General features: G+C 57.5%; 26 protein-coding genes, 1 tRNA gene and 1 pseudogene. 20 read left to right on the top strand and 8 right to left on the bottom strand.

The features are described from left to right. Positions 1 to 161: 161 nt before the first annotated feature. Positions 162 to 851 (bottom strand): crotonase/enoyl-CoA hydratase family protein, encoded by a 690-nt coding sequence (locus QMK47_RS20450; RefSeq protein WP_320389247.1) that lies wholly within the window; start codon positions 849 to 851, stop codon positions 162 to 164. Positions 852 to 1,159: 308 nt separating this feature from the next. Between QMK47_RS20450 and QMK47_RS20445 the strand changes: the two genes are divergently transcribed. The 3 genes from QMK47_RS20445 (at position 1,160) to QMK47_RS20435 (ending at position 2,440) form a co-directional block, all read left to right on the top strand. Then, positions 1,160 to 1,249 (top strand) — tRNA-Ser (locus tag QMK47_RS20445). A gap of 340 nt (positions 1,250 to 1,589) precedes the next feature. Beyond that, positions 1,590 to 2,072, top strand: coding sequence for a nuclear transport factor 2 family protein (locus tag QMK47_RS20440; protein WP_258691260.1), 483 nt, complete (start codon positions 1,590 to 1,592; stop codon positions 2,070 to 2,072). 140 nt (positions 2,073 to 2,212) lie between these two features. After that, on the top strand, positions 2,213 to 2,440 hold the full coding sequence (locus tag QMK47_RS20435; RefSeq protein WP_003204158.1) for an integrase: 228 nt from the start codon (positions 2,213 to 2,215) through the stop codon (positions 2,438 to 2,440). Positions 2,441 to 2,461: 21 nt separating this feature from the next. Here the strand turns inward: QMK47_RS20435 and QMK47_RS20430 are convergent, their stop codons facing one another. Continuing rightward, on the bottom strand, positions 2,462 to 3,394 hold the full coding sequence (locus QMK47_RS20430; protein WP_027911477.1) for a helix-turn-helix transcriptional regulator: 933 nt from the start codon (positions 3,392 to 3,394) through the stop codon (positions 2,462 to 2,464). Positions 3,395 to 3,959: 565 nt separating this feature from the next. On the opposite strand from QMK47_RS20430, the gene QMK47_RS20425 reads away from it, so the two are divergent. The 7 genes from QMK47_RS20425 to QMK47_RS20395 all read left to right on the top strand — a co-directional run bounded on the left by QMK47_RS20425 (position 3,960) and on the right by QMK47_RS20395 (position 9,972). Beyond that, positions 3,960 to 5,309: an MFS transporter gene (locus QMK47_RS20425; protein ID WP_320389246.1), complete on the top strand. Its 1,350-nt coding sequence runs from the start codon at positions 3,960 to 3,962 to the stop codon at positions 5,307 to 5,309. A gap of 101 nt (positions 5,310 to 5,410) precedes the next feature. Then, the gene (locus QMK47_RS20420) at positions 5,411 to 6,109 is read left to right on the top strand and encodes a fumarylacetoacetate hydrolase family protein (protein ID WP_320389245.1); all 699 of its coding nucleotides are present in this window, start codon (positions 5,411 to 5,413) and stop codon (positions 6,107 to 6,109) included. 21 nt (positions 6,110 to 6,130) lie between these two features. After that, positions 6,131 to 6,889 (top strand): SDR family oxidoreductase, encoded by a 759-nt coding sequence (locus QMK47_RS20415; RefSeq protein WP_214509753.1) that lies wholly within the window; start codon positions 6,131 to 6,133, stop codon positions 6,887 to 6,889. Positions 6,890 to 6,921: 32 nt separating this feature from the next. Beyond that, the gene (locus QMK47_RS20410) at positions 6,922 to 7,878 is read left to right on the top strand and encodes a 2-hydroxyacid dehydrogenase (protein WP_253476763.1); all 957 of its coding nucleotides are present in this window, start codon (positions 6,922 to 6,924) and stop codon (positions 7,876 to 7,878) included. Between the two features lie 151 nt (positions 7,879 to 8,029). Then, positions 8,030 to 8,317 carry a type II toxin-antitoxin system Phd/YefM family antitoxin gene (locus tag QMK47_RS20405; protein WP_053189602.1) on the top strand — a complete coding sequence of 96 codons (288 nt, stop codon included), beginning with the start codon at positions 8,030 to 8,032 and terminating at the stop codon, positions 8,315 to 8,317. 481 nt (positions 8,318 to 8,798) lie between these two features. Further along, positions 8,799 to 9,380, top strand: coding sequence for a hypothetical protein (locus tag QMK47_RS20400; RefSeq protein ID WP_258688951.1), 582 nt, complete (start codon positions 8,799 to 8,801; stop codon positions 9,378 to 9,380). Between the two features lie 49 nt (positions 9,381 to 9,429). Continuing rightward, positions 9,430 to 9,972: a GNAT family N-acetyltransferase gene (locus tag QMK47_RS20395; protein WP_258688950.1), complete on the top strand. Its 543-nt coding sequence runs from the start codon at positions 9,430 to 9,432 to the stop codon at positions 9,970 to 9,972. A gap of 3 nt (positions 9,973 to 9,975) precedes the next feature. Here QMK47_RS20395 and QMK47_RS20390 read toward each other — a convergent pair whose 3' ends face one another. Next, a complete protein-coding gene (locus QMK47_RS20390) occupies positions 9,976 to 11,091 on the bottom strand; it encodes a S1C family serine protease (protein WP_258688949.1) in 1,116 nt (371 codons plus the stop codon). 355 nt (positions 11,092 to 11,446) lie between these two features. Here QMK47_RS20390 and QMK47_RS20385 point away from each other — a divergent pair, with 355 nt between their 5' ends. Then, positions 11,447 to 12,457 (top strand): PDZ domain-containing protein, encoded by a 1,011-nt coding sequence (locus QMK47_RS20385; protein WP_258688948.1) that lies wholly within the window; start codon positions 11,447 to 11,449, stop codon positions 12,455 to 12,457. Between the two features lie 92 nt (positions 12,458 to 12,549). Here the strand turns inward: QMK47_RS20385 and QMK47_RS20380 are convergent, their stop codons facing one another. Next, positions 12,550 to 12,891: a DUF2834 domain-containing protein gene (locus QMK47_RS20380; RefSeq protein ID WP_258688947.1), complete on the bottom strand. Its 342-nt coding sequence runs from the start codon at positions 12,889 to 12,891 to the stop codon at positions 12,550 to 12,552. A gap of 117 nt (positions 12,892 to 13,008) precedes the next feature. Here QMK47_RS20380 and QMK47_RS20375 point away from each other — a divergent pair, with 117 nt between their 5' ends. The 3 genes from QMK47_RS20375 to QMK47_RS20365 all read left to right on the top strand — a co-directional run bounded on the left by QMK47_RS20375 (position 13,009) and on the right by QMK47_RS20365 (position 15,263). Continuing rightward, the gene (locus QMK47_RS20375; protein ID WP_258688946.1) at positions 13,009 to 13,821 is read left to right on the top strand and encodes a helix-turn-helix domain-containing protein; all 813 of its coding nucleotides are present in this window, start codon (positions 13,009 to 13,011) and stop codon (positions 13,819 to 13,821) included. Positions 13,822 to 13,939: 118 nt separating this feature from the next. Further along, on the top strand, positions 13,940 to 14,743 hold the full coding sequence (gene dapF, locus QMK47_RS20370; RefSeq protein WP_258691259.1) for a diaminopimelate epimerase: 804 nt from the start codon (positions 13,940 to 13,942) through the stop codon (positions 14,741 to 14,743). 73 nt (positions 14,744 to 14,816) lie between these two features. Continuing rightward, positions 14,817 to 15,263, top strand: coding sequence for an NUDIX hydrolase (locus tag QMK47_RS20365; RefSeq protein WP_258688945.1), 447 nt, complete (start codon positions 14,817 to 14,819; stop codon positions 15,261 to 15,263). 6 nt (positions 15,264 to 15,269) lie between these two features. Here QMK47_RS20365 and QMK47_RS20360 read toward each other — a convergent pair whose 3' ends face one another. Then, positions 15,270 to 15,836, bottom strand: coding sequence for a nucleotidyltransferase family protein (locus tag QMK47_RS20360; RefSeq protein WP_258688944.1), 567 nt, complete (start codon positions 15,834 to 15,836; stop codon positions 15,270 to 15,272). 101 nt (positions 15,837 to 15,937) lie between these two features. Here QMK47_RS20360 and QMK47_RS20355 point away from each other — a divergent pair, with 101 nt between their 5' ends. The 5 genes from QMK47_RS20355 to QMK47_RS20335 all read left to right on the top strand — a co-directional run bounded on the left by QMK47_RS20355 (position 15,938) and on the right by QMK47_RS20335 (position 19,663). Then, on the top strand, positions 15,938 to 16,426 hold the full coding sequence (locus QMK47_RS20355; RefSeq protein ID WP_258688943.1) for a GNAT family N-acetyltransferase: 489 nt from the start codon (positions 15,938 to 15,940) through the stop codon (positions 16,424 to 16,426). 100 nt (positions 16,427 to 16,526) lie between these two features. Next, positions 16,527 to 17,624, top strand: coding sequence for a sterol desaturase family protein (locus QMK47_RS20350; RefSeq protein WP_320389244.1), 1,098 nt, complete (start codon positions 16,527 to 16,529; stop codon positions 17,622 to 17,624). Further along, on the top strand, positions 17,621 to 18,436 hold the full coding sequence (locus QMK47_RS20345) for a suppressor of fused domain protein (protein WP_320389243.1): 816 nt from the start codon (positions 17,621 to 17,623) through the stop codon (positions 18,434 to 18,436). Before QMK47_RS20350 ends, QMK47_RS20345 begins: the two co-directional genes overlap by 4 nt. 68 nt (positions 18,437 to 18,504) lie before the next feature. Then, on the top strand, positions 18,505 to 18,942 hold the full coding sequence (locus tag QMK47_RS20340; protein WP_320389242.1) for a T6SS immunity protein Tdi1 domain-containing protein: 438 nt from the start codon (positions 18,505 to 18,507) through the stop codon (positions 18,940 to 18,942). Positions 18,943 to 19,219: 277 nt separating this feature from the next. Then, complete coding sequence (locus QMK47_RS20335; protein ID WP_320389241.1) at positions 19,220 to 19,663, top strand: DUF4124 domain-containing protein; 444 nt, start codon at positions 19,220 to 19,222, stop codon at positions 19,661 to 19,663. 373 nt (positions 19,664 to 20,036) lie between these two features. Here the strand turns inward: QMK47_RS20335 and QMK47_RS20330 are convergent, their stop codons facing one another. Continuing rightward, on the bottom strand, positions 20,037 to 20,315 hold the full coding sequence (locus tag QMK47_RS20330) for a hypothetical protein (RefSeq protein WP_053180799.1): 279 nt from the start codon (positions 20,313 to 20,315) through the stop codon (positions 20,037 to 20,039). Positions 20,316 to 20,791: 476 nt separating this feature from the next. On the opposite strand from QMK47_RS20330, the pseudogene QMK47_RS20325 reads away from it, so the two are divergent. Beyond that, positions 20,792 to 21,190: pseudogene (locus QMK47_RS20325) on the top strand (IS66 family transposase zinc-finger binding domain-containing protein); the annotation flags it as partial. Between the two features lie 8 nt (positions 21,191 to 21,198). Here QMK47_RS20325 and QMK47_RS20320 read toward each other — a convergent pair. Continuing rightward, complete coding sequence (locus QMK47_RS20320; RefSeq protein WP_320389240.1) at positions 21,199 to 22,563, bottom strand: reverse transcriptase domain-containing protein; 1,365 nt, start codon at positions 22,561 to 22,563, stop codon at positions 21,199 to 21,201. After that, a complete protein-coding gene (locus QMK47_RS20315) occupies positions 22,560 to 23,126 on the bottom strand; it encodes an SLATT domain-containing protein (RefSeq protein WP_320389239.1) in 567 nt (188 codons plus the stop codon). The genes QMK47_RS20320 and QMK47_RS20315 overlap by 4 nt, the downstream gene beginning before the upstream one ends. Positions 23,127 to 23,206 lie beyond the last annotated feature (80 nt).

The following is a 23,206-nucleotide window of genomic DNA, read 5'->3' as shown; positions in this document are numbered from 1 at the left end:
GCTCTAGGGGAGGACTGCACCTGTGGCGAGGGAGCTTGCTCTCGGTGGGCCCGTAGGAGCTGACGAGCGGAGCGAGGCTGCGATCTTTCCATTACCAATTGAGTCCGGAGCGAAGGATCAAAAGATCGCAGCCTCGCTCCGCTCGACAGCTCCTACAAGCCTCAGCCCATATGCTCCTGATCCAGGAGAATCGCACTGTCCAGCGTTTCCAGCAGAGCCTTGCGCACTTTCAGCTTGGTGTTCTTGTGGGCGGACATGTTGATCTTCTTCAACTGACGCGCCGCTTCCAGGGCCGCGCCCTGCAGTTCTTCGGCCGACACCACCTTGTCGAGGAAGCCGGCATCCACAGCACCCTGCGGATTGAACATCTCGGCATTGATTACCGAGCGATGGAACGCCGACTTGCGCAGGCGATCACGGGCCAGCTCGATACCAGCGTGGTGCATGGTCATGCCGATCTGCACTTCGTTCAGCCCGATGCTGAACGGCCCTTCCACGCCAATGCGGTAGTCCGCCGAGAGCAGCAGGAACGCACCCTTGGCCACCGCATGCCCCGGGCAAGCGACAACGACAGGGAAGGGGTGCGACAACAGGCGACGGGCCAGGGTCGAGCCGGCTGTGACCAGGTTCACCGCTTCCTTGGGACCGGCGGTCATTACCTTCAGATCGTAACCGCCCGACAAAATCCCCGGTTGCCCGGTAATGATCACCACCGCCCGATCCGCCGTCGCCTGGTCCAGCGCAGCGTTGAACGCGGCAATCACATCTGGCGAGATGGCATTGACCTTGCCGTTGTTCAAGGTCAGGGTCGCGATACCGTCGTCGAGATGGTAGGCAATCAAGTCGCTCATGACGCTATTCCTTGTAAGAGAAGTGACGCAGACGTTACCCACCGCCGCAGGTCAGGTAAAGCGCCGTGACTGACTCACCGGTCAGCCTCAGGCTCTGCAAACAGCCTGGCCCGCCCATCCTGCTTCGCCTTCATCTATAGAGCAGCGCCTGCATAGCCCCGAAGATTGGCCGGTTTGCCATGCCCAGGCGTGTTTGAAATGCCCGACCAAGCTTAACCGCATGAAAATTCTGAAAAAAACCTTTGCCATCGGAAAAGCTTTCGACTACATTAGCGCGCCTCGACAGACTGAACAGTTTGCCGAGATACGGTGAAGTGTCCGAGTGGCTTAAGGAGCACGCCTGGAAAGTGTGTATACAGGAAACTGTATCGAGAGTTCGAATCTCTCCTTCACCGCCACATTCGATACACACAAAACCCCTGGTTTTCCAAGAAAACCAGGGGTTTTGTGGTTTCTGCCGTCTGAAAAATACACAAGGCATGTGGAGTATCCAGGAATAAGCACCGCCCCCCTGTGGGAGCGAGCTTGCTCGCGATGACGGCCATACATCCAACATCAAAGTGACTGATCCACCGCTATCGCGAGCAAGCTCGCTCCCACAGTGGCCTGATTACCAAACAGCATCAGACAACCTCACAGCAGTATCGGGCAAAGGTTTCTGGGCACATGCCGTTAAGGTCCTCCTGGAAGAGCGCCTTATCAACTGCATTGCTGTGAGAGAACATCATGACCAGATGGATGAATTTTGCTTGGCGCGTCCAGGCGCTTGCACTGTCTTTAATATTTTTTACGAACAACGTCTGGGCTTCGGAAAACACCCAGCACGCGAATGCGACTCTGGTCCGCCAGGCGTTCACTCACTGGCAGCAGGGCAAAGGCACGGTGTTCGATCTGCTGGCGCCCAATGCGAAATGGACCGTGGCCGGGACGAGTCCTGTTTCCGGTGTCTATAACAGCAAGGCTGAGCTGGCCCAAGTCGTGCGGCCGATTACTGCGCGACTGACAACACCGATTGTCCCCACGGTGCAGAGCATCGTTGCCCAGAATGATGTCGTGGTTGTTCTGTGGAATGGAACAGCCACGGCGCTTGATCACAAACCCTACAACAACACCTACCTGTGGCACATGACCTTCAAGAATGGTCAGGTCATTGAAGTCACAGCCTTCCTGGACACCTACGTGTTGAACGATCTTATGCGGCGCGTAAAACCCCCACAGTAGTGGCTGGGCTATCTTGTTGGCTGTGAAGCAGTTCGCTTTTGCGTAGCGTGCTCTTCAAAAGGTCTACTCGATTCAGAACAAAAACCGGAAATGCGTGGTCTTTGTCAGTACCCCAAGTTCGTCTCTCCCTGAGGTCGCACATGAGTCTGATCGATTGCCCTGAATGCGCTTCCCGAATTTCCGACAAGGCCTACGCCTGCCCACATTGCGGCAATCCTTTCCGGGAGCCGAGTTTCCGCCTGACCGAAAAGAACGTGGGGCAGATTGCCGGGGTGACCGGCGTCTGGCTCACCGCGCCCTGGATCGCGCGGATGGTCTTTGGTGTGGTGGCCGTGATTGCGGTGGCCGCGGTGTTGATCTTGCGGTGACCCGTATCCGCGACTGTCGGCTTATGTGTTCAACGGCAACTGCGGACTGTCCGGATTCAACTGCTGCCGCCTGAACTGCCCCGGCGGCTGCCCATGTATCTGGCGAAACCGCCTGGAAAAATATGCCTCGTCGGCAAACCCGCACAACCTCGCCACTTCGCCTACGGGGCGGGTGCCATTGAGCAAGTAATTGCGCGCCGCATGCATCCGGCGTTCGAGCACCAGTTCGGTGAAGGTCTTGCCGATTTCCTTGCGCAGCCAGTGGGTCAGGTACGTCGGCGACAAGTAAGTCGCCGCGGCCACTTTGATCAGGTTGAGGTCAGGATCGGCGATGTTCTTGCGCAGGTACTCGGACATCCGGCCCAGCGCATCGCGTCGGCTGACTTCGGCGGCGTTCTCTTCGGCCAAGCGCTTGAGCGGCTCGGCGTACAAGGCGCAGACGCTGCCGATCAGTTGCAGCAACAAGCCTTTGAGCATCTCGCGGGTGCCGAACTGACGGTTCTGGTCCAGGCCACGCATCTGCTCGATCAGCGCGCAGGCTTTGGCGAAATCCTCATCCCCCAGAATGAAGTCCAAGTGTTCCTGGAAACGGAACGGCGACAGTTCCGGCGCCAGCAGAATCGAGACCTCTTCCAGGTCCATCGGGTCGCACTGCAAATGCGGCAGCAGGAACGTCTGGGAAAAATTGATCACCATGAAGTTGCTCTCGGCCGGGTGCGGAATCACGTGCACGCGGTGGGGCAGGATGAAGGCCAGGGTGTTGCGCGGAAACGGACGTTCGACGTTGCCAATGTGTTGCACGGTGTCGCCGCCAAGGTTGATCTGGATCTGGAAGTACTCGTGGCGGTGCGGGCTGGTTTCGGCGCGCCGGCCCTTTTTGTCGCGGATGTAGAAATCCGTCAATTCGCTGCGTTGCTGCATGACGTAGGTGGGGACTCGGCTCGGTGATGACATCTCCTGGGAATCCTTTGCGGTGCATGACGGTGATGACGATTGTGACGGTGCATCTGGATGATTTTCAAGAAGTCATACGATGACAAAGCTATTGGCGTTAATTTTCTGCCTCTCGAAAATGGAGGGCGCTTGTCCAAAAACGATAAGTTTTAGATTGTTAATTTATCTTTTAAAAACAAATAGTTAAGTTTGTTGTAGCAGGAATGATAAAAAATTCACCAATCTGATTTTTTTGGACAGGTTCCTTGGACGCGGTTTTAAACGGGGAAAATGATCTAACAGCTCAGTTGATTTTGAGTTGTTGTACGACCACTGTTGAGCCACGCAACCCGACCCTCCATCCAAAAACAATCAAAAGGTGCGCACATCATGAACCTGTTCCTGCTTCACGCTGACCCTCCCGACCGCTCCTGCAACAGATCCTGTTGCAAGGCCTCTTCGAACACCTGACACCGGCTGTTCGTACCTCTCATTCCAGTAGCGATTGTTCTGCCCCGGCATCGAGGGCATTGATTTCGGCTGCTCGTAAACATTTCGACGCTTCTAACAATAACGAGGTCCACTCATGTCGAATTCCCACACCTCCCAGACCGCCGCCGCACCGGTGGTTGCCGGCGCCCGGGACGCCGCAGTGCCAGAGCGTCTGCCGTCGCGGCGGCGTTGGTTCATGCTGTCGTTGCTGTTGATCGCGACGATCATCAACTACATCGACCGGGTGAATATCTCGATTGCCGCGCCGTTCCTCGCCAAGGACCTGGGCCTGGACAAGATCGAGATGGGCCTGATTTTTTCCGCGTTTGCCTGGACCTACGCGATCGCACTGGTGCCGGCCGGCTTCATCGCCGATCGCTTCGGTTCCCGGTTCACCTACGGGGTGTCGCTGATCAGTTGGTCGACCGTCACCGTGTGCCAGGGCTTGGCCACGGGCTTCGCTTCGCTGTTCGGTCTGCGCCTGGCCGTCGGCGCTATGGAAGCGCCGGCGTTTCCGGCCAACAGCCGGGCGGTCACGGTGTGGTTCCCGGCGCGGGAGCGGGGCCTGGCCAGTAGCATTTATGTCTGCGGCCAGTACTTGGGCACGGCGCTGTTTACCGGAGCGCTGCTTTGGCTGGCCACCACCTATGACTGGCGCCATGTGTTCTACAGCACCGGCGCACTCGGCATCGTCTTCGGTGTGGCCTGGCTGTTCTTGTATCGCGACCCGATGAACTGCAAGAAAGTCAGCAAGGAAGAACTCAAGTACATCGAAGCCGGGGGAGGGCTGGTCAAGAGCAGCCAGGAGCGCACCCGCTTCAACTGGCGGCAGATCGCCGAGCTGTTCAGCTATCGGCAGGTCTGGGCGATTTGCATCGGCAAGTTCGCCAGCACGTCGGCGCTGTACTTCTTTCTCACCTGGTTCCCCACGTACCTGATCGAAGAGCGTCAACTGACCATGATCAAGGCCGGGATCTTCGCCGTGCTGCCGTTCGTGGGCGCGACGGTGGGCATCCTGCTCGCCGGGATCGTGTCCGACCTGCTGATCCGCCGTGGCTACTCGCTGTCCTTCGCCCGCAAGTTGCCGTTGGTGGTCGGGTCGATGCTGGGCATGTCCATCGTCCTGGTGAATTTCACCGACTCGAACGTGTTCTGCATCGCCGTGCTGACGATTGCTTTTTTCGCCCAGGGCATCGCTTCATCCTCGTGGGCGGCGGTGTCGGAAGTGGCGCCCAAGGAACTGATCGGGCTGACCGGTGGGATCACCAGCCTGGCGGCCAACATCGGCGGGATTGTCACCCCCATCGTGATTGGCGCAATCGTCCACAAGACCGGCTCATTCGCCTTGGCCTTCTGGTTCATCGGCGGCGTGGCGCTGATCGGCACCTTGTCCTATTCGTTGCTGCTTGGCCGTTTGTATCGCATTGAACTCAAGGTGCGCTGAACGCGGAAAAAACCGTTTTTCTCCAACACGAGGCGGTATTCCTCCAACTTCGCCAGGGATTGCCGCCGTACGCTGACCCTTCCAACAGGACTTTTATCAGGATGAACATGCCCGAGTATGTCTTTACCCCGGACCTGCCAGTGACCTTGCCTATTGTCGGCACCCCGCAGCGTTTTCCCGTTGGCCGGGTCTTTTGCGTGGGTCGCAACTATCCCTGGCCTGATACCCAGGGTGAATCCCGAGTGCCACCGGTGTTCTTCATGAAGCCAGCCAGCTGCGTGGTGGAAGCGGCGGGTGAGGTGACGTTTCCATCGGTAACCGAGGAGTTTGCCCACGAAATCGAATTGGTCGTGGCCATCGGTGAGGGCGGCGCCAACATCCCTGAGAGCCAGGCGTTGGCTTATGTGTGGGGTTACGCGGCGGGTCTGGATCTGACCCGGCGTGATGTCCAGCGCATGGCCAAGCGCAACGGTTTGCCGTGGGAGGGCGCCAAGGTGTTCGACGGCGCCGCGCCAATGACCGCCATCGTCCCGGTCTCCCGGGCGGGGCACCCCGATGGCGAGTTGTGGCTGAACGTGAACGGCGAGGAGCGCCAGCGCGACAGCCTCGACAGCCAGATCTGGTCGGTCAGTGAAGTGATCGCCCGCATCTCCCAATCGGTGGCGCTGCGGGCCGGCGACCTGATCATGACTGGCAGTCCGGCAGGCGTCGATGTATTGCAGCCGGGTGATGTCATCACGGCCGGCATCGATGGCATTGGCGAATTGGAAATGCGCGTCGGTCCGCGTTTGTCTTACTGAATTCGAGAAAGGAGAACCCACATGTCCAACACATTGAAAGTGGCTTTGGTGACTGGCGCCGGCAGCGGGATTGGTCGTGCGGTGGCCCTGGGCCTGATGGAGGACGGCTACACACTGGTGTTGGCCGGTCGCCGGCCAGAGCCCTTGCAGGCATTGGCCGAGTTGGCGGCCAGCCAGGGTCGCGAAGCTTTGGCGGTGCCCACCGATGTGCGCGATCCGGTCAGTGTCGATGGGTTGTTTGCAACCATCGCCGAGGTCTATGGACGCCTGGACGTGGTGTTCAACAACGCCGGGGTCAACGCGCCCGCCGTGCCGTTGGATGAGCTGACGTTCGAGCAGTGGCGAAACGTGATCGACACCAATCTCAACGGCGTTTTCCTTTGCGCCCGTGGTGCCTTCGGCCTGATGCGCCGGCAGCAGCCCCAGGGTGGACGCATCATCAACAACGGATCGATCTCGGCCCACACCCCACGACCGCTCAGCAGCGCCTACACCGCCAGTAAACACGCGGTGCTGGGGCTGACCAAATCCCTGGCCCTGGACGGACGTGAATACAACATCGCCTGCAGCCAGATCGACATCGGCAACGCCCTCACTGAAATGTCCGTGCGCATGACCAAGGGCGTACGCCAGGCCAACGGCAGCATCGCGGTGGAGCCGATGGTGGACGTCAAGCACGTCGCCGATGCGGTGCGCTACATCGCCGGCCTGCCGTTGTCGGCCAACGTCCTGAACATGACCGTCATGGCCACGGCCATGCCGTTTGCCGGTCGCGGTTGAGCCAGTCTTTTTTATTCTGTTACGAGGTCTACATGAAGCCAGAAGTCTTGCAACTCAGCCCGATCCTGATCCCTGAAATCAACGCCCGGCTCAACGAGCTGTTCACGATGCGGCGCTATTTCGAGCAGGCCGACAAACAAGCCTATCTGCAAGAACACGGTGCCAATATTCGCGGTGTGATCACTGGCGGGCATACCGGCATCAGCCAGGCGCTCATGGCCCAACTGCCCAAGCTGGAAGTGGTGGCAGTCAACGGCGTAGGCACCGATGCCGTGGACCTGGCCTACGCCAGGGATCGCGGAATCCGTGTGACGGCCACCATCGGCGCGCTGACCGAGGATGTCGCCGACCTGGCGATTGGCCTATTGATTGCGGTGTGTCGCGGGCTGTGCACCGGTGACCGTTACGTGCGCTCCGGCCAATGGCCCCAGAGCCCGACGCCACTGGCCCCGCTGCCATTGGCCCGGCAGGTGTCCGGCATGCGCATCGGCATCGTTGGCATGGGCCGGGTCGGCCGCGCCGTGGCAACCCGCGCCGCCGCGTTCGGTTGCCCGATCAGCTACACCGACCTGCAACCCATGAGCGACGTGAACCACACCTTCGTCGCCGACCTCAAGCAACTGGCCCGCGACAGCGATGCCCTGATCCTCGCGGCCGCCGCAGACAAGGCTGAAGCCATCATCGATGCCGAGGTGCTGCGCGCCTTGGGCCAGGGTGGGTATCTGATCAATGTGGCCCGGGGCAAACTGGTCAACGAGGCCGACCTGGTCGCGGCGCTGACCGCTGGTGAAATCGCCGGTGCGGCGCTGGATGTGTTTGTCGATGAGCCGCATGTGCCTGAGGCATTGTTTGGCAATGAACAGGTGGTGCTGCAACCCCACCGCGCGAGCGCGACGTTGCAGACCCGCACGCGGATGGGGGAGATGGTGGTGGCGAGTCTGGTGGATAGTTTTGCTGGGAAGGTGCCGCAGGGTGGTGTGACGGGGTGAGGCGCAAGAGTTGCGGCGTTGCGGTCAAATTGATGGATGTGCTCTGTTGAGCTAGGGGGCGGCAGGTAGGTCTCAGGTGTGCGATGGCTGTGCTTGCTCGATCAGTCAATAAAGACCAAAATAACGACCTATTTAAGCGGGAGCCGCCTCCATGCAAATCGTTTTGGCTGATGTGGCCGTCAGCGTATCCGAACTCAAAAAAAACCCATCATCCGTCCTTAACGGCGCCAACGGCGCGCCGGTGGCGGTGTTGAACCATAACCGGGTCATGGGCTACATGGTCCCGGCTAGTGTCTACGAGGCGATGGTTGATCGCTTGGAAGAACTGGAATTGGCGCAAGTGGTCAAGGCACGCATCGAGGCCAACGAAACACCTGTTCGGGTGTCTTTTGACGAGCTTATTGGCGAGGCTGAGGCTGATATCGTCAATGGGCGTTGATTACGATGTCGAATGGGATCCGAAGGCACTCTAGGAGCTTAGAAAAGTTGATGGTGCTATCCGTCTGCAGCTTCTGCAGTTTGCGATGGAGCCGAGTGCTTTCTTGACCGCGGCCTCAGCAAAGGTGACGGCTCATATCGAAACTGTCCCTCTTTCCGTTAGTAACACTTCAGCTCATTACGTTTTGCACGAGGGCTCTCCGGTCGCATATTCAGTTGAAGAGGCCGGTGCCAGTGAATACAACGTGGTGACTTCGAACGGCCGCAGAAAGACAGCCAAAGAACCGGATAAGGGGTAGGGCAATCATCTGCTGATCAAGGGGCGGGGTTGGTTGTCGATTCACGGAAGTTCAGGATGACACGCGCCCTGATACATCGGCCATTGCAGCCAATCCCCGAACCCTCTATAAAATCTCGCGCTGGCATCGCGTTCATCTCGACCGTCGTTGGCCATGGATATCTGACCCGCATGGAGCATCATCGTGAGCCAATCGCCACGCCCCCTCAACTCCCGAACTGACATTCGCCCGCGCATTACGTCCCGCGTCCTGCGACAGACCTGGAACTTCACCTTACTGACCCTGCTCACCGGCTGTGGAGCGCTGTCGGATGTCCGCTCTTTCTCCACGCCCTATTCAACGCCAGACGGTGGTGAGACAGCGCGCTTGCGGGTGATCAGCGATGGCATGGTCAGGGCTGTACCCAAGTCCGATTGCGTGGACTTCCGCCTGCCGGGCGCCGGGGTCATGGTGGCGTTCCGCGATGGTTACGCCAATCGCAATGGCGAAAGCCTGGGCATGCCAGATGACGATAAACACTCATCTTCCACGGTGATGACTGAGTTGCTGGTGCCTGCCGGGCAGCCCATCGCGTTTCATTACATCGGTGCTCAATGCTACAACATGTTCCGCTTTGTCCCTAAAGCAGGGGCGGACTACCAACTGGACGCCGCGGGGCGATACAAGTGCACGGTGACTCTCAAGCAACTGTCCGTGAAAACGACTGAGCTTCCCCCTTTATCCTTGGAGGACAGCAAGCTGTGCAGGATGACGGATAACTTTTAGCGTGGAGGGTTTTCCAAGGACGCCATAACGTTGAAAAAGGAGTTTCAGCATGAGCCCCATCCCCACGTTCCAAACCCGCCGCCTCATCCTAACCCCCCTTGAGCTGACAGATGCACCGGCGATCCAACAGCTATTTCCCCATTGGGAAGTGGTCCGTTACCTGGACAGCCGCGTACCCTGGCCTTACCCGGATGACGGCGCGCTGGCCTACGTGCGCGACCATGCGCTCCCCGCTATGGCAGCCGGACGCGAGTGGCACTGGATGATCCGTATTGCCGAAGAGCCGATACAGAGCATCGGCAGCATCAGCCTCTACGACCAGCCTGGCAACAACCGGGGTTTCTGGTTGTCGCCGCAGTGGCAGGGGAAAGGCTACATGCGCGAAGCGTGCGAGGCGATCAACACCTATTGGTTTGAAACCCTGGGGCGCCCCGTCATGCAGGTGCCCAAGGCAGTGGGCAACCAGGCTTCACGTAAAGTTTCGGAACATGAAGGCATGCGCATGATTGCGACGCAGCAGGGGGACTTCGTTTGTGGGACGTTGCTTAAGGAAGTCTGGGAAATGACGCGGGAAGATTGGCTTGAGAGATAGCCATTATTTACCCGCCAAAGGACGCCACGCCGTGGTCTGTAGATAAGGCCACTGTTTGAGCAGTAGACCACGCGTTGTTTCCACGCCCTGCAAGGTTTCAGTGCAATTGACCATCGCGGTAAAGCTGCGGTCGGTCAGCATGAAGCTCTCCGACCCCAGCGCCTGGCACTGTTCGCTGGCACCGATTGGCTGGCAGAACATCGGTTGCATTTTTACGTCGTAGCCTTGGGCCCGAGTGAATGCCTGGAACTCTGGCATGGCGAGCCGAGCCGGCGTACCGCTCAATGCCGGGCCTTGCCAGACGGGGGTGATCAGGCCTCTTGATGGATAGTCGCTCAGCCCCTGGACTTGTCTGGCCTCGAACAGGGCAAAACAGAACGAAGTATTGGTCGCGCTGTTGCTTGCTGGCGATGTAACGGGAGCAGCCAAGGGGAGCGTCGGTGCGGCAGCCGCCGGAGGCGCAGTCGCTACCGAGGGTGCCAAGCCCGATGATTCGCCTATTTCCACCAGCGCGTCGATGGGGGTCCGATTGCGCCATACCTTCAGTGGCGCGGTGAAACCAGGTCGAATACGGTTGGCGACAGCTGTCAGCTCGGCCGGGCTATTGACCAGGGTCCCGGCAATTTGCAAAACGATATCGCCGGCCAATATGCCTGCTTTTTCCGCGCCACTTCCTGGCACTGGCCCTACGACCAATACACCGCTGACGCCGGTTAAGCCGAATTGCCGAGCCACCGTCGGTGTAACAGGGGTGATGTGCAGGCCCAAGGCTCCTGACTGATTGGACACCGGTGCGGGCATTGCCGCTGGCGTCACGGGCGTCGGTTGCACTGCAGCCGCGCTGGGCACAGGAGCGCCGCTGGCTGAACAGTCGCGTTGTGTGGCGACCTGTTGGATCACCAGGTTGACGGGGTCGGCCGCCATGTTGGGGTATTTTTCCCAGCCCCGTTTGGTGGCCAGGAACGTCTCACAATCCATGGCGTAGTAGGTCGCCGGGTCTCTGACCTTGCGCAGGTATTCCGCTGTTTCGGCTCGCTCGGCGGCGCTGTACATGGGGTTGACGCAAGACGCCAGGAGAGGGGAGAGCACCAGTATTGCGGCAAGGCATTTTGTTGACATGGGCTTCTCTGAGATCGGGGCGTTCAGGTGGGTCCAGGCAAGGTACTATTTGGCCATCATCCTGTCCAACCGCAACCAGGCGCTTCGCTGGCGTGGTGATTGAGACGAGCGGCATTCGGGCAAACATGCATTCGATATACAACTTAAAGGCACTTTGCCATGATGCGGCACGATCCATTCGAATCCATCACTGAGAAGCGAAATGTCTGCTCCTGCCTTCAAATCAAGCACCAGGCTCGCCGTTGCGCTGTCATTCACTGCCTTGGCTGGCTGTGCCTCTGATGGCGGTCTCGGTGAGGCTGCGGTAGTCGGTGCGATGCTCCTTCCCATGCCGGGTGGAGTCGACACCAGCGTAATGACCAGTGCCGTAGGCCTGGCGGCCGGCGCCTACGTGGTTTCCTCGGTCGCGACAGCGGACTCCGCCAGTGTCTCTCCCGCGACCTCCACCATCGCTGCGCCCCAAGGCCTGCCTCCCATTGACCTGCAAAAACTGGTGACCCGGGAAACGCCAGACCGGTATCGCTCCAAATCCTGTGAGTACATCGAAATGTCCCTCAGCGAGGTGCCGATGTACCAGGCGAGCGCTGAGCCGATCATGAAGCAGGTCGCCACGGCTCGAAAAGAAGCGGCCAGCCAGGTATGGCTTGAAAAAAGTTGCCAGCCAGCCAATTTGCCTCGCGGTCGGATCGGCGCCAACATCGACACCATCGATCCGAAGCGGGCCATGGCCCTGTCACTTCCCCCCGCTGGGGTTGTGGTTTTGGCGACTGTTCCGGGGAGCGGTGCGCAACAGGCCGGGATCTTGTCTCAAGACGTGATCGTGGCGGTGGACAACGGGCTTATTGCCGACTCAATCGATTTCAGGGTGGCCGTTGCAAAAGCGCCAATCGGCTCGCGGGTCAACCTGAAAGTCTGGCGAAACAACGCGTTCAGCATCGTTCCGGTTCTGGTGGGGCCTGGCGGGACTCAAGTCTCGGTGACCCCGACGGTGATGGCGAACGGTGCCACGGCGATGATCCCGGCCGCTGCAATGTACTGCACCGCCGTGCTGTCCACCCAGCATACGTACGGCGCTAGCGTCAGCCCGGTCAAATTGATCGCCGGGGCCGCGAGCGACATGCAACCGTCGCTCAAGAGCTACATCGCCAAGGTGAAGCAGGAACAGCCCGGCGTTTGGGGTGATTTCAAACTCAACAGTGCCATTTGCGCACCGGGCGCTGTTGTGTGCATGGCCGAGGCCAAGGGGCCGACCGGCAAGAAACAGAACGCCTTCGAGTTCTGCCACGCGACGCAAGCCAAGGCGGATGCTGAACTGGCCCAGATGCGTCAGGGGGATCCGAAAGCGGTGCTCGTTGATTGGCCTTGAGCGGTAGTTGTCCTGTGCGGTTATGATCGAGCGGTTTGAAGTGCTAGAGCGCCTGGAGGCATGCGCATGATGGGGCCGCTGTGGTGCATTGCTTAAGACGGTGGGTAATCATGAGTACCTGTCACCGGCGATTGACGTCCAAATCCGTTAACGACGATGTACAACAGTGGACCGATTGATACGAAGATGGCCGTGATCACGAGGTAAGGCAGCAGCGATGTGAGCGACCTGCCTTTCGCACGGGTGTCCCGGTACATCCAGATGCACGCCATGCAAGCGAGCAAATAGAGATCAATGACTACCTGCGTGGTGTCCGGGCTAGACATGAGCCTGATGCCGAACGCCAGGAGCGATTGCTCGGCGAGAAACAAAGTACTCGCCGTGTACACGGAAAAAAACAGCAGCGTGACAAGTGCGATGTAAGGTTTCTTCACGTTGCCTCCTTGGACAAGTTCATTGATCAGTGGAGGTAGGCTAGTGATTTGACCGTCATGGTTTCAATGACCTCAGAGGTCATCGACGCCGCTCCCCCGCAATGCCAGAGTCAACGGATGACCAGTCGACCTTTTTCTCGAACAACGCCAGCAACCTCAGCCGGTGAACAACTGCGTCACTTGCGCCAACAGGCCGGACTGAGTCAGCTGGACTGCGCACTGATCACAGGTATCTCTCAGCGTCACCTCAGTTGCATCGAGACGGGGCGCGCCAAACCAAGCCCCGGCACGCTGCATAACTTGTTGACTGCCCTGGATGTACCTTTGGAGCGATGCAACGACATCTTCATTGCCAGTGGCTATGCCCCTCGCTACGAAACGACGCCGCTCACGTCTTCGTCAATGGAAGTGGTACGTGATGCCATTAATCATGTACTTCACGCCAATAACCCCGCTCCGGCGATTGTTCTGGGTGCCCAATGGGACATCCTTGCAGCCAACACCAGCGCGGGTGTTCTGTTCGATCTGGTGGGTCTTGCCAGGGATGCAGCCGATGGGCTCAACCTCTTGGTGACACTGCTGCAACCCGGTGGCTTGGGCGATCATTTGAGTAACGCCGAGGAAATAAGATTAGTGGCCTGGCAACGGGCATCTCGGGAAGCCTTGAGTAATCCCGCGTTGGCTGAGATTCTGAAGAGCCTGCCGGCCCCATACAGCTCTGCGGCGCTGGTTAACGAGCTGCCTCCGCTGTTACTGACGCGAGTCGAGTCTCTCCATGGGGAGCTGAAGTTCATGTCAACGTTCACCACCTTCGGCATGCCGCTCGACATCACGATGAGCTCATTGCGTATCGAGCATCTGATTCCTGCCGACGCCAAGACCTGGGAGGTCATGACCAAGGCATATGAGCAGGCGCAACACCCACAATGATCAAGGAAGAACCCATGCAACCGTCACTCAATCGAACCATGTTGTATGCCCGGAACGTTCAAGCGACCTGCAATTTTCATTACGTTCATTCCATTTCCATCGCCAGCAGAGCGTTTGCATGCCACTGAGCTTTCATAAGATGCATGCCAATGGCGATGACTTCGTTATTGTCGATTCGCGCAATGCAGCCAGCCCGGTGACGGGTGCCATGGCCCAGCGAATGGGTGACCGTAACCGGGGCGTAGGCTTCAACCAACTCGCGGTGTTGCTCGATTGCGACGATGCCGATGCGCGCGTGATGTTCTGGAACGCCGATGGCTCTGCGCTGGATGTTTGCGGCAGCGCGACGCGGGGGGCGGCGGACCTGCTCATGCGCGAAGCCAATATTACTTCGCTGGTGCTGCGCACTAACCGTGGTCTGCTCACGTGCGAACGTACCCCAACCGGCGACATTTCCGTCGATATGGGCGCGCCGCTTTTCGGCTGGTCGGACATTCCTTTGGCGCAAGAACTGGACACCTCCGCCTTGCCACTTGCCGGCAGTCCAGCCGCGTGCAGCATGGGAAATCCCCACTGCACTTATTTTGTCGATGACCTGGCTAGCGTTGATATCGCGACCATCGGCCCGGCCATCGAAACCAACGCGCTGTTCCCGCTCAAGACCAATGTGCATTTCGTCCAGATCATTGATCGCACGCATATTCGGTTGCGCATCTGGGAACGCGGGGCGGGTATTGCGCTGGGTTCGGGGTCCTGTTCGTGCGGTGCGGTTGTTAATGGGATTCGTCGTGGGTTGTTGGACAGCACCGTCGAGGTTGAATGTGATGGCGGGTGTGTGACCGTGCAATGGGATGGCGTGGGGGCGGTCTTTCTTATCGGGCCGGTGGAGGTGAGTTTTTCGGGGACGATGAGTCAAGGCTGAGTCGGGTGTTCTAACCCTGATACTGGGATTTGCAGGACGTTGTGAATCATTAAATCAAAAGGAAGTTTTATTCATGTCGGAGCAACGCATTCGCCCCCTAGCTCTTTGTATCTTTCATCATCATGGAAAAATACTGGTCAACCAGTTTTACGACGCCAACAAACAGCAGATGTTTTTTCGTCCCGTTGGTGGTGGTATTGAATTCGGCGAGAGGAGCCACGATGCCATTGTCCGAGAAGTGCAAGAAGAACTGGGTGCCTCGATCAGTGACCTTCGGCTGATTGGCACTTTGGAAAGCATTTTTACCTACGCCGGCAAGCCTGGGCACGAGATCGTCCAGGTCTATGACGCAAGGTTCGACGACGCTGATCTCTACGAAAAAACCTGGTTGGAAGGCTTTGAAAGCGACGGTGCATCGTTCAGAGCAACGTGGTGCTCCAGTGCCAGTTTCACCGCCCTATCACCGCTGGTGCCTGAAGGACTTTACGATTTGCTCAAGTCGGCTTCGCTCCTGGAGTGAGTCGGATCAGTGAAGGTCATCCATGATTCGGAGCCACTGCCAGCGAGCTTGATAACTCTTCGCCTTCTCACCGAACAGATCTGGCTGGGGGTTCTTTGGATTGATACGAAGAACACCTTGCTCTATGTCGTCCAGGCCATAGGGCGCATAGACGTCACCGGTTTCAACATCCAACCCAATACACGTTCCCGCAATCAAGTAACGATCAATGCCATCCTTGGCCGACTGAAGCTGAGGATAAGGTTTGCCAAACCGCTGACCGTACCAAAGGTGGACGCGGGCCTGGTTCTTGACCTCGATGTTGACGTCCAGGTCCTGAAAGAGACGCTGGGCGGCGTTGATGACTTCATTCTCGGCTTCCCAAGACAGGTCAGGGTCGAAGTAAAAAACATCGTAATCCTTCACGCCCCAAGCGGGTGGCCGTTGCGACTGATGATTCCAGACGGCTTGGAACAGGCAGCCAGCCGTAAGTATGCATTGATTCAACCCGAGTGAAGGCAAGCGCGAGGTGATCTGCGCGTTGATTGGATTGGTCATTGCTATCCTGACCAAACGTTCGACCGTCAATGTCATATTCATCCTTTTGGAATCGGTCCGGTCCTGGCGCCCCGACAGATGTTTGAGCAAAATCTGGTGAGCCAGGGCACTAAGTGCATAGATCTCAAGGACGCCCAATGATATTGCAAAGCAGGCCAGTGATGGCTGATGACATCAAGACCCTCTGTAGCTTTGCGCAGGACGCTCGGGAACTGTTCTATATGTTCCCGAAAGCTCAATACCCTCTGACTGAGGCTCAGTTGTCTGAAGCTATCGCTCGACGATTCGATTCGACGGTCATCGAGGCAGGGAACCGTGTCATTGGTTTTGCTAACTTCTATCGGGCTGAAACAGGTGGGGTTTGCTGTATCGGTAATGTCATCGTTGCCCAAGAGGCTCGAGGTAAAGGTGTTGCCAGTTTTCTCGTGGAAACGATGACGGCCCTGGCGTTCGACCGCTATGACGCCACTGAGGTGCAGGTATCGTGTTTCAATGAAAACACGGCAGGCTTGCTGCTTTATCCAAAGCTGGGCTTTTTGCCCTTCGCTGTCGAAGAGCGAGTTTCTCCAGATAATCGTAGAACCGCACTCATCCACATGCGTCGCGTTAGATCGGGTCGACCTTAGATTCTTTTGAGCGGCTACCCCCAGAAAATGCTTGAAAACCCAAGCCCAGCCCAACGCGACTGATTTACAATGCCGCTCCTTCGACAGAGACCGGCCTTTCGTGGATGCGTTTTCCCTTGTCTATCAACACCTGGGCGCATGGGTAATCTCCCCCATCACCCAGCAGTTCCTCGACATTTTCAACTTGAACGGTCGGTTCGGCGTCCTGTTTCTCTGCGCCTCCTACGGTGTCGCCTATGGCCTGTTCCGTTTCAGAAAACACCGTGGCCTGACTGACGCTCGTTCGTTCTGGCAATTCATCGGTGGTCGTGGGGTTTACCTGCATCGTTCGGCGTTGCTGGACTATCGCTACTACTTCGTCCGGGCGATTCTCAAGATTGCCTTGGTGTTGCCCATTGTTCATCTGGTCGATCCGTACATCCTGCGCTCCGGAGATTACTCGGCTTTTTTCAGCAACCTCTGGGGCGCGCGTCCGCGCCTCGGCGAGAATTTTTCGCTCGCGTTGCTTTATGGGCTGGGGGTGTTCCTGGTGAAGGACTTCGTCCACTACTGGGCGCACCGGGCGTTTCATTCACGCTGGCTCTGGGCGTTTCACAAGGTTCATCACTCGGCGCCAGTGCTGGTGCCGGCTACGGCCAGTCGGATGCATTTTTTGGAAAAGATCGTCGAGAAGCTCGGCATCACCGCCTGCATGGGCCTCTTCGCGGGTGGCTTCTGGTACGCCTGTGGTGGTGAGATCAGCCGCTACACATTGTTCGGCGTGACGTACCTGGTGTTCATCTTCAATAGCCTGGCGGCCAACTTGCGTCACACCCATGTCTGGCTGTCCTTTGGCCCGGTGCTGGAACATGTGCTGAACAGTCCGGCCCAGCACCAGATTCACCACAGCGATGCACCGCGTCATTTCAACCGCAATTTCGGCGTCAACCTGTCGCTGTGGGACTGGATGTTCGGCACGCTCTATGTCACCAACTCGCAGCCTGAGCACTTGCGTTTCGGCACCGGAGAACAGGACCACCAGCGTTACCTGACGGTGTATAGCCTGATTGTCACGCCTTTCGTCGAAACTGCTCGCAAGTGCCTGCCCGCGTTTTCATATCAACGCCAACACGCCACAATGCGCCCAACGCCTGCCATCGGATCAGCGAGCGCTGTCACGGGTGAGGCTGAGCGAACATCCAGCAAGGAACGCCCATGAATTTCTTCAAGAAGCTCTTCGGTTCATCGAAAACCCCTGAAACCCAAGACGACCAGCCCGCGCCGCAACCCCACGAGCTTGGCGACCTGACCGAGGCTGAAGCGGCCAATCTGGCCGTTCGAGAAGCCGGTGCAGCGTGCCTGGATCGTCATTGGAGCGCTGTCGGCACGGTCGAGCGGGATGTCCTTGCCTACCTGATCAGCCCGACTTTTTCCGGCGGCCCGTACTGGCCTTCGACCCGCCAGGCCTACCGTGTGGTTCGCCGTGGCGACACGATCATTCTCGCCACTGAAGGCCTGTCCGATCCGTTCGATGATACGGAAGGCATGGGCAACGGCTTCGAGATGGAATTGTTCGTCGAAACCGCGGATATCCCCGAGCACGCCTATGGCCCCGTGGGGGAGGTCGATCCTTTCAAAGGCAGCTGGGCCTTCGAGCTGCTGGAGCACGTCGCCAAAACGGTGGCCGACGCTGGCGGCATCACCCACCAACTCGACCAATACGGGACGCTATCCCTTGAGCTGCCCGGGCTCAGCCAATCGCATCACATGAGCGATCAACTGCCCAAGCTCTTCGTGACCGATGACGACTCCACCGGCGTTCTGCTCGGCGCGCCGGCACCGGATTTTCCTACCCAACTGGATGACATGCCCTTGTCTCCGGTCAGATTGGTGCCGGTGGTATTGATTACGGCGGCGGAGCTGGAGTATGTGCGTTCCGGCGGGCGAGCGGCGCGGGAGGATCTGGTGAGCCGTTTGCAGGCGGCGGGTGTTGGGCATATGAGCAGCCTGCATCGGGCGAGTGTGGTGTGAGGCTTAGCGGCAATTGATTAGAAGCGGACTAACCGTCGCATTGGATATTCAAGGACAGTGAAGCACCCATGGAATTGATTGAAGAAATCGAAAAAGCATGGGGCTGGGTTGGGCTCAAACCTGCAGTAGTTATTGGGGATAACGATTTTGGCAACCTCATCATCAAAGATGCAGCAGGTAGTTACTGGCGCCTGTGTCCCGAAGATCTTTGCTGCAATCGTGTTGCCAATGATCGCGCGGAGTTTGACGCACTCGCTCAGAGTCAGGAGTTTTTGCATGATTGGTACATGGAGGCGTTGGTCAACCAGGCAAGGGATAAACTCGGCCTGCTTCGTCCTGGGTACAAGTACTGTCTGAAAATCCCTGCCGTGTTGGGTGGGAAGTACGAGGAGAGTAATCTGGCGATCATCTCACTTCATGAGCTGGTGGCAGTTTCAGGCTACCTTGCTGAGGAAATCGACGGTTTACCCGATGGCGCACAAATCCGCCTTAGTGTTACGAGGTAGCGCCTCTTTAAACAGAGCTTCATACCCCGAGACATACCGTTGCACAGGAATCTGACAGCCTGCTTCGGCTCGATTGCGGCGCTCCCTGAGGGGCAGCCACCTGCCAGAGGAGAACCTCCGAAAGCTCGTCCTTCCCTTTCCAATAATAGTGCGTACCCGACAGCGATCTTGGTCATTACGGCTATCATCATGTAACTGTGCTTTTTTATTATTGGATTCAGAAACTGGGAGCGTCACAGCAGATCACTGTGTCGTCTAGTCTTTTTGGGAGTGAGTCATGAAATGGACTTCGCACTTGGCACTCGCGGTCCTTTGTAGCTCCATTGTCCAAGCTGCGGATGTGTACAAATGCACGACCCCGGATGGTCACGTGGTTTTCTCGAACTTCGGGTGCGGAACCGCAAGCGGGAGCGCAGAACTACAGGAGCTGAAAATCAACAACATGGGGGAGCCCATCAAACCATCATCTGAGCAACGAAAAATCCAACGCGTAGATCGGAATTTGCCTGCTAACTCGTCGACTGTAGTTCGGGATTCCGCTGATGAAGATACAAGGGATGGTCGTATCAAGCGACGCTTAAGGGCTCAGGAGGAATACCTCGACAGCCTGAAACCGAAAGTTCCGGGCGTGACGGTGATCAAGAATAAGGGTAGCGAAACCAATCACGAAAAAGCTATACGTCTGAGAGAGGAGGCTCGAGAGCTTTACTACCAACAGTAATTTCTTGAGTGACGAGTTTGGATTGAAAGTTGCGCGTGACTGGGCTTTTCGTGCTGCTCAAGACTCTAACGCATAAGTGATACCTCTTTCTGGTCCATGGGGCGAAGCAATTCTTTGCCCTAGATAGCATCCAGCCAAAAGCGCCCCGATACGAAGCTTCCATCGTGGGCTTTAGCAAGCTTTCGGACCGCTATCAGTAGCTGTTTGGGTCATTGGAAAGCTCTCTACCTACAGCTCTGTAATGCGCACTTAAGAGCGATGAATGCGTGGCGAGGGAGCTTGCTCCCGCTTGAGTGCGAAGCGCTCACAAAAGGGGCTGCTCCGCAGCCCAGCGGGAGCAAGCTCCCTCGCCACAGGTTGTCGGCTGGCAGGCTTATAGAGTGGAACCTGCCGGGGCCGCATCCAATCGTCGTGCAATCACATCCATCACGTCGCACCCATCACGCAGGGGGATGCAGCAAAGTTGTGCCAGATCCTGCAAGGTCGCGGGGTCGATGGTCTGTTCATCGCGCATCGCCAAATTTTCCAGGAACTGGGTAGCGGCACGGATTCGGTAGGCGGCTGAGTCGAGCAGGATGTGTAGCGGCGCGGTGGTATCGACGTAGAGGGGTTGGTCGTCGGCGTTGCTGGTAAGGCCCATATATCGGTTCATATCTATTCCTTGTGTCATGAATGAACTGTCACGCTTTGTCGCCAAACAAAGGGTGACAGCTGTACGCAGGTTGGCGAACCGGAGACACAAGGAGCCGGCAGACCCGAAGGTCTCCCGCGCACAGCTGCCATAAAGCAGTTTCTGTGAGCACAAGGGTGCTTCTGCCACAGCAGAAAGCACCGTTGCACTTGTGTCAATCGGGTCGCCAAACCCGGCCGCCATTTGGGCGACGCCAAGACTATAGTCGCCACAGTAAAAAATACGCAAGGGATTGATAGGGAAGGGGATTCCCAATCATATGTAGGACGTTGCCATAATCGTAAGCGTCCGAGCTGTACGTCTTACAAATCAGCAGGGCCACCACCTACATCTTCCGCGGGCAAGAACATTGCTAATACTGGGGGCGAATGGCAGCGTTCACAGCGTTTAAGGAATGACGAGTGATTCAAGCCATGCAAACCAGAGAAGTAAGATTGATCGCAATCCTCAAGCGGCACAAGTTTGCCAGGCCCAGTGAACAGCTGAGCCCTGACTAAGGCAGCCTCCTCGACGATCTGCTCGATACCGATCTTGCGGCCATCGAAGCCGAGCTAAAGGCGGTCAATCCGTCACCTGCACGGGCCGAGCCACGTGAGAAGCCCAAGTGTGCTCCGCTGCCTGCGCAGTTCCCGCGCACCGTGATCCGCCACGAGCCGGACAACACCCAGTGCGCCTGCGGCTGCCAGCTTCAGCGCATCGGCGAGGACACCAGCGAGAAGCTCGATTACACGCCCGGTGTGTTCACCGTCGAACAGCATGTGCGCGGAAACTGGCCCTGCCGCCAGTGCGAAACTTTGATCCAGGCCCCGGTATCGACACCTAATCTCTCCAGCGGCTAGCGTGGTCAGGAGGTTTGAGCGATATCCTCTTCTAGCTCTCGCACAGCCTTGCTGGCTTTGATTTCAAACCTGCGTTCCACCTCCGCGTCGCTCAGCTTCAGCGCGTCATCGCCAAGCCACATGGCAAGTTTCTCGCGCTTCTGGCTGATCGTGAGAGCATCGAGGTTCGGTATGTATCCGTTATTCGCTTTCATGCCCCGCTGCAGCTCGTAGAAAGTCTTGATCAGAGACTTCGGATGGATCTCACCGCTTGGGCAAAAGCGGTCTGTGAGCTTCCTGACCGTGTGATTGATGGCACGCAGCTGGGAAGTCGTGGTGATTTGGCAGAAATAGGCAGCCCAGCCGAGGCGCTTGCCTTTGAATATGCAGCCAGTAATCCTCAGGTTTAGCTTCCACTGGCAGTAGGCCAGGGCGCGCTCCTTATCAGCAGGACGTCGGGCTGTCGTCAGTTTGTGCCGGTATGCCGTGAAGATTTTGGCGATCGATGACTCGAATCTGAGAATACTCTCGTGGCGAATGAGCACCTGGCCGCCCTCGATCTGGTACCCCAGAAAGCTGAAGGGGTCGGTTAAGCTCTCTACCTTGGACTTCGATCCCGGTTCGAAGTCGTGCGGATTGAGCTTCAAGGCCTTCAATTCTGCGATGAGCTCATTAGCCGTAGAGCGCGCCACTCCTGCCGGCCCCAAGATCAGGATGTCGTCAACGTAACGCTTGTACCAAATCCCCGTCCGAGACTCGAAGAGGGTATCAATGCCTTGCAGCGCAATCTCCGCGAGCACATTTGAAATCGCGAGGCCTTGCGGAACTCCGACTGTAGGACGATCGGCTCCTTTACTTCCCCTGGATTCAGGAACCGTGGGCGTTGTGAGCGCGTCGGTAATCAGCTGTCTGAACTCGGGTTTCTGAATTTTTTTTCGCGTGGCGGCGGCGACCAATTCGTGAGGAATGGATGGGTAGAAGCTTTTAAGATCAATTTTGGCGTATTCGGCATACACGCCGGAATGGAGCGCAGTTTTCAGGGAATCGATGACGGTCTGGGGGAGGGTGAGTTTCGCCATGGGGAAAACGTCAGATAGGCAATTGCACAACGCACGTAGGACGATCCTGTCTCTGGCGGTTGGAATGGATATCTGCCGAGGCGGCGACGAGGCCCCCTTGAGAATCAGTTTTTCCTTGTAGGCAGTGAAGCGATATTCACCCTGGTGAACCTTCTCAATGATGTGATCAAGCTCCGCGCTTAACTGCTTATCGAGGTTAGCCGGACGCATTCGGTCGAGGCCGATGGCCCCGGAGTTTTTGATTTTATCGGTGTAGATTTCCTGGAGACGCTTTCGGGTAAATACCTTTTTAAAGCTTCTCGCCGCGCTCATGGCTTGTTCCAGAAAGAGTAGAGGCCTGCCAGTACCGGGAGTGCATAGAGCAACGCTGTGATCAGTAATCGCATCGTCAGCCAAAATATGGCAGCAATGTATTCAAAGCCTGTGGGCATTCGAGTGGTGAGGCCGCTGGCAAAAACGCGTGCGATCCGATCATCGATTTCCCGATGATTTTCCGATTCAGCCAACAGTTCGTCATATCTGGTGACCTGTGCCGGCGTTGGCGCAGGGGATATAGCGGTCGGTGAGCCATCAGGCAGTCCCCGATGGAGCTTCTGCAGCTCCAGATAGTTGGTGCGCATTAGCATTGCTCGGCCTCGAAAGTCACGGTTCGCAACCGCAAGCGAAATGCCGAGCAGAGCAACCGAAAGGATCGTCGCAACGACATCTGTATCGGGGCCAAGGATAGTGCTGTGTCTGATTGTCAGCACACCCAGCGCTGTGCTGAGGATCGCGTACCATACCAGCAAGAGTTGCGAGTGAAAGTCTAGCCACTCCAGGCGCTTATGAGCCTGAATGCGTGCCTTGTAAGTGAACCAGACGCTGTCCTTTTTCACGCACATCTCTCCATAGAAAGGGGTGAAGGGGTGGGGGATTTGAGTACCGTTGAACATCCCGTAGGGATCAGTGGGCCGAA

Source organism: Pseudomonas sp. P9_35 (assembly GCF_034008205.1).
Lineage (GTDB): Bacteria > Pseudomonadota > Gammaproteobacteria > Pseudomonadales > Pseudomonadaceae > Aquipseudomonas > Aquipseudomonas kilonensis.
The sequence above is the reverse complement of the archived record's forward strand: the minus strand, read 5'-3'. Positions and strand labels throughout refer to the sequence as shown.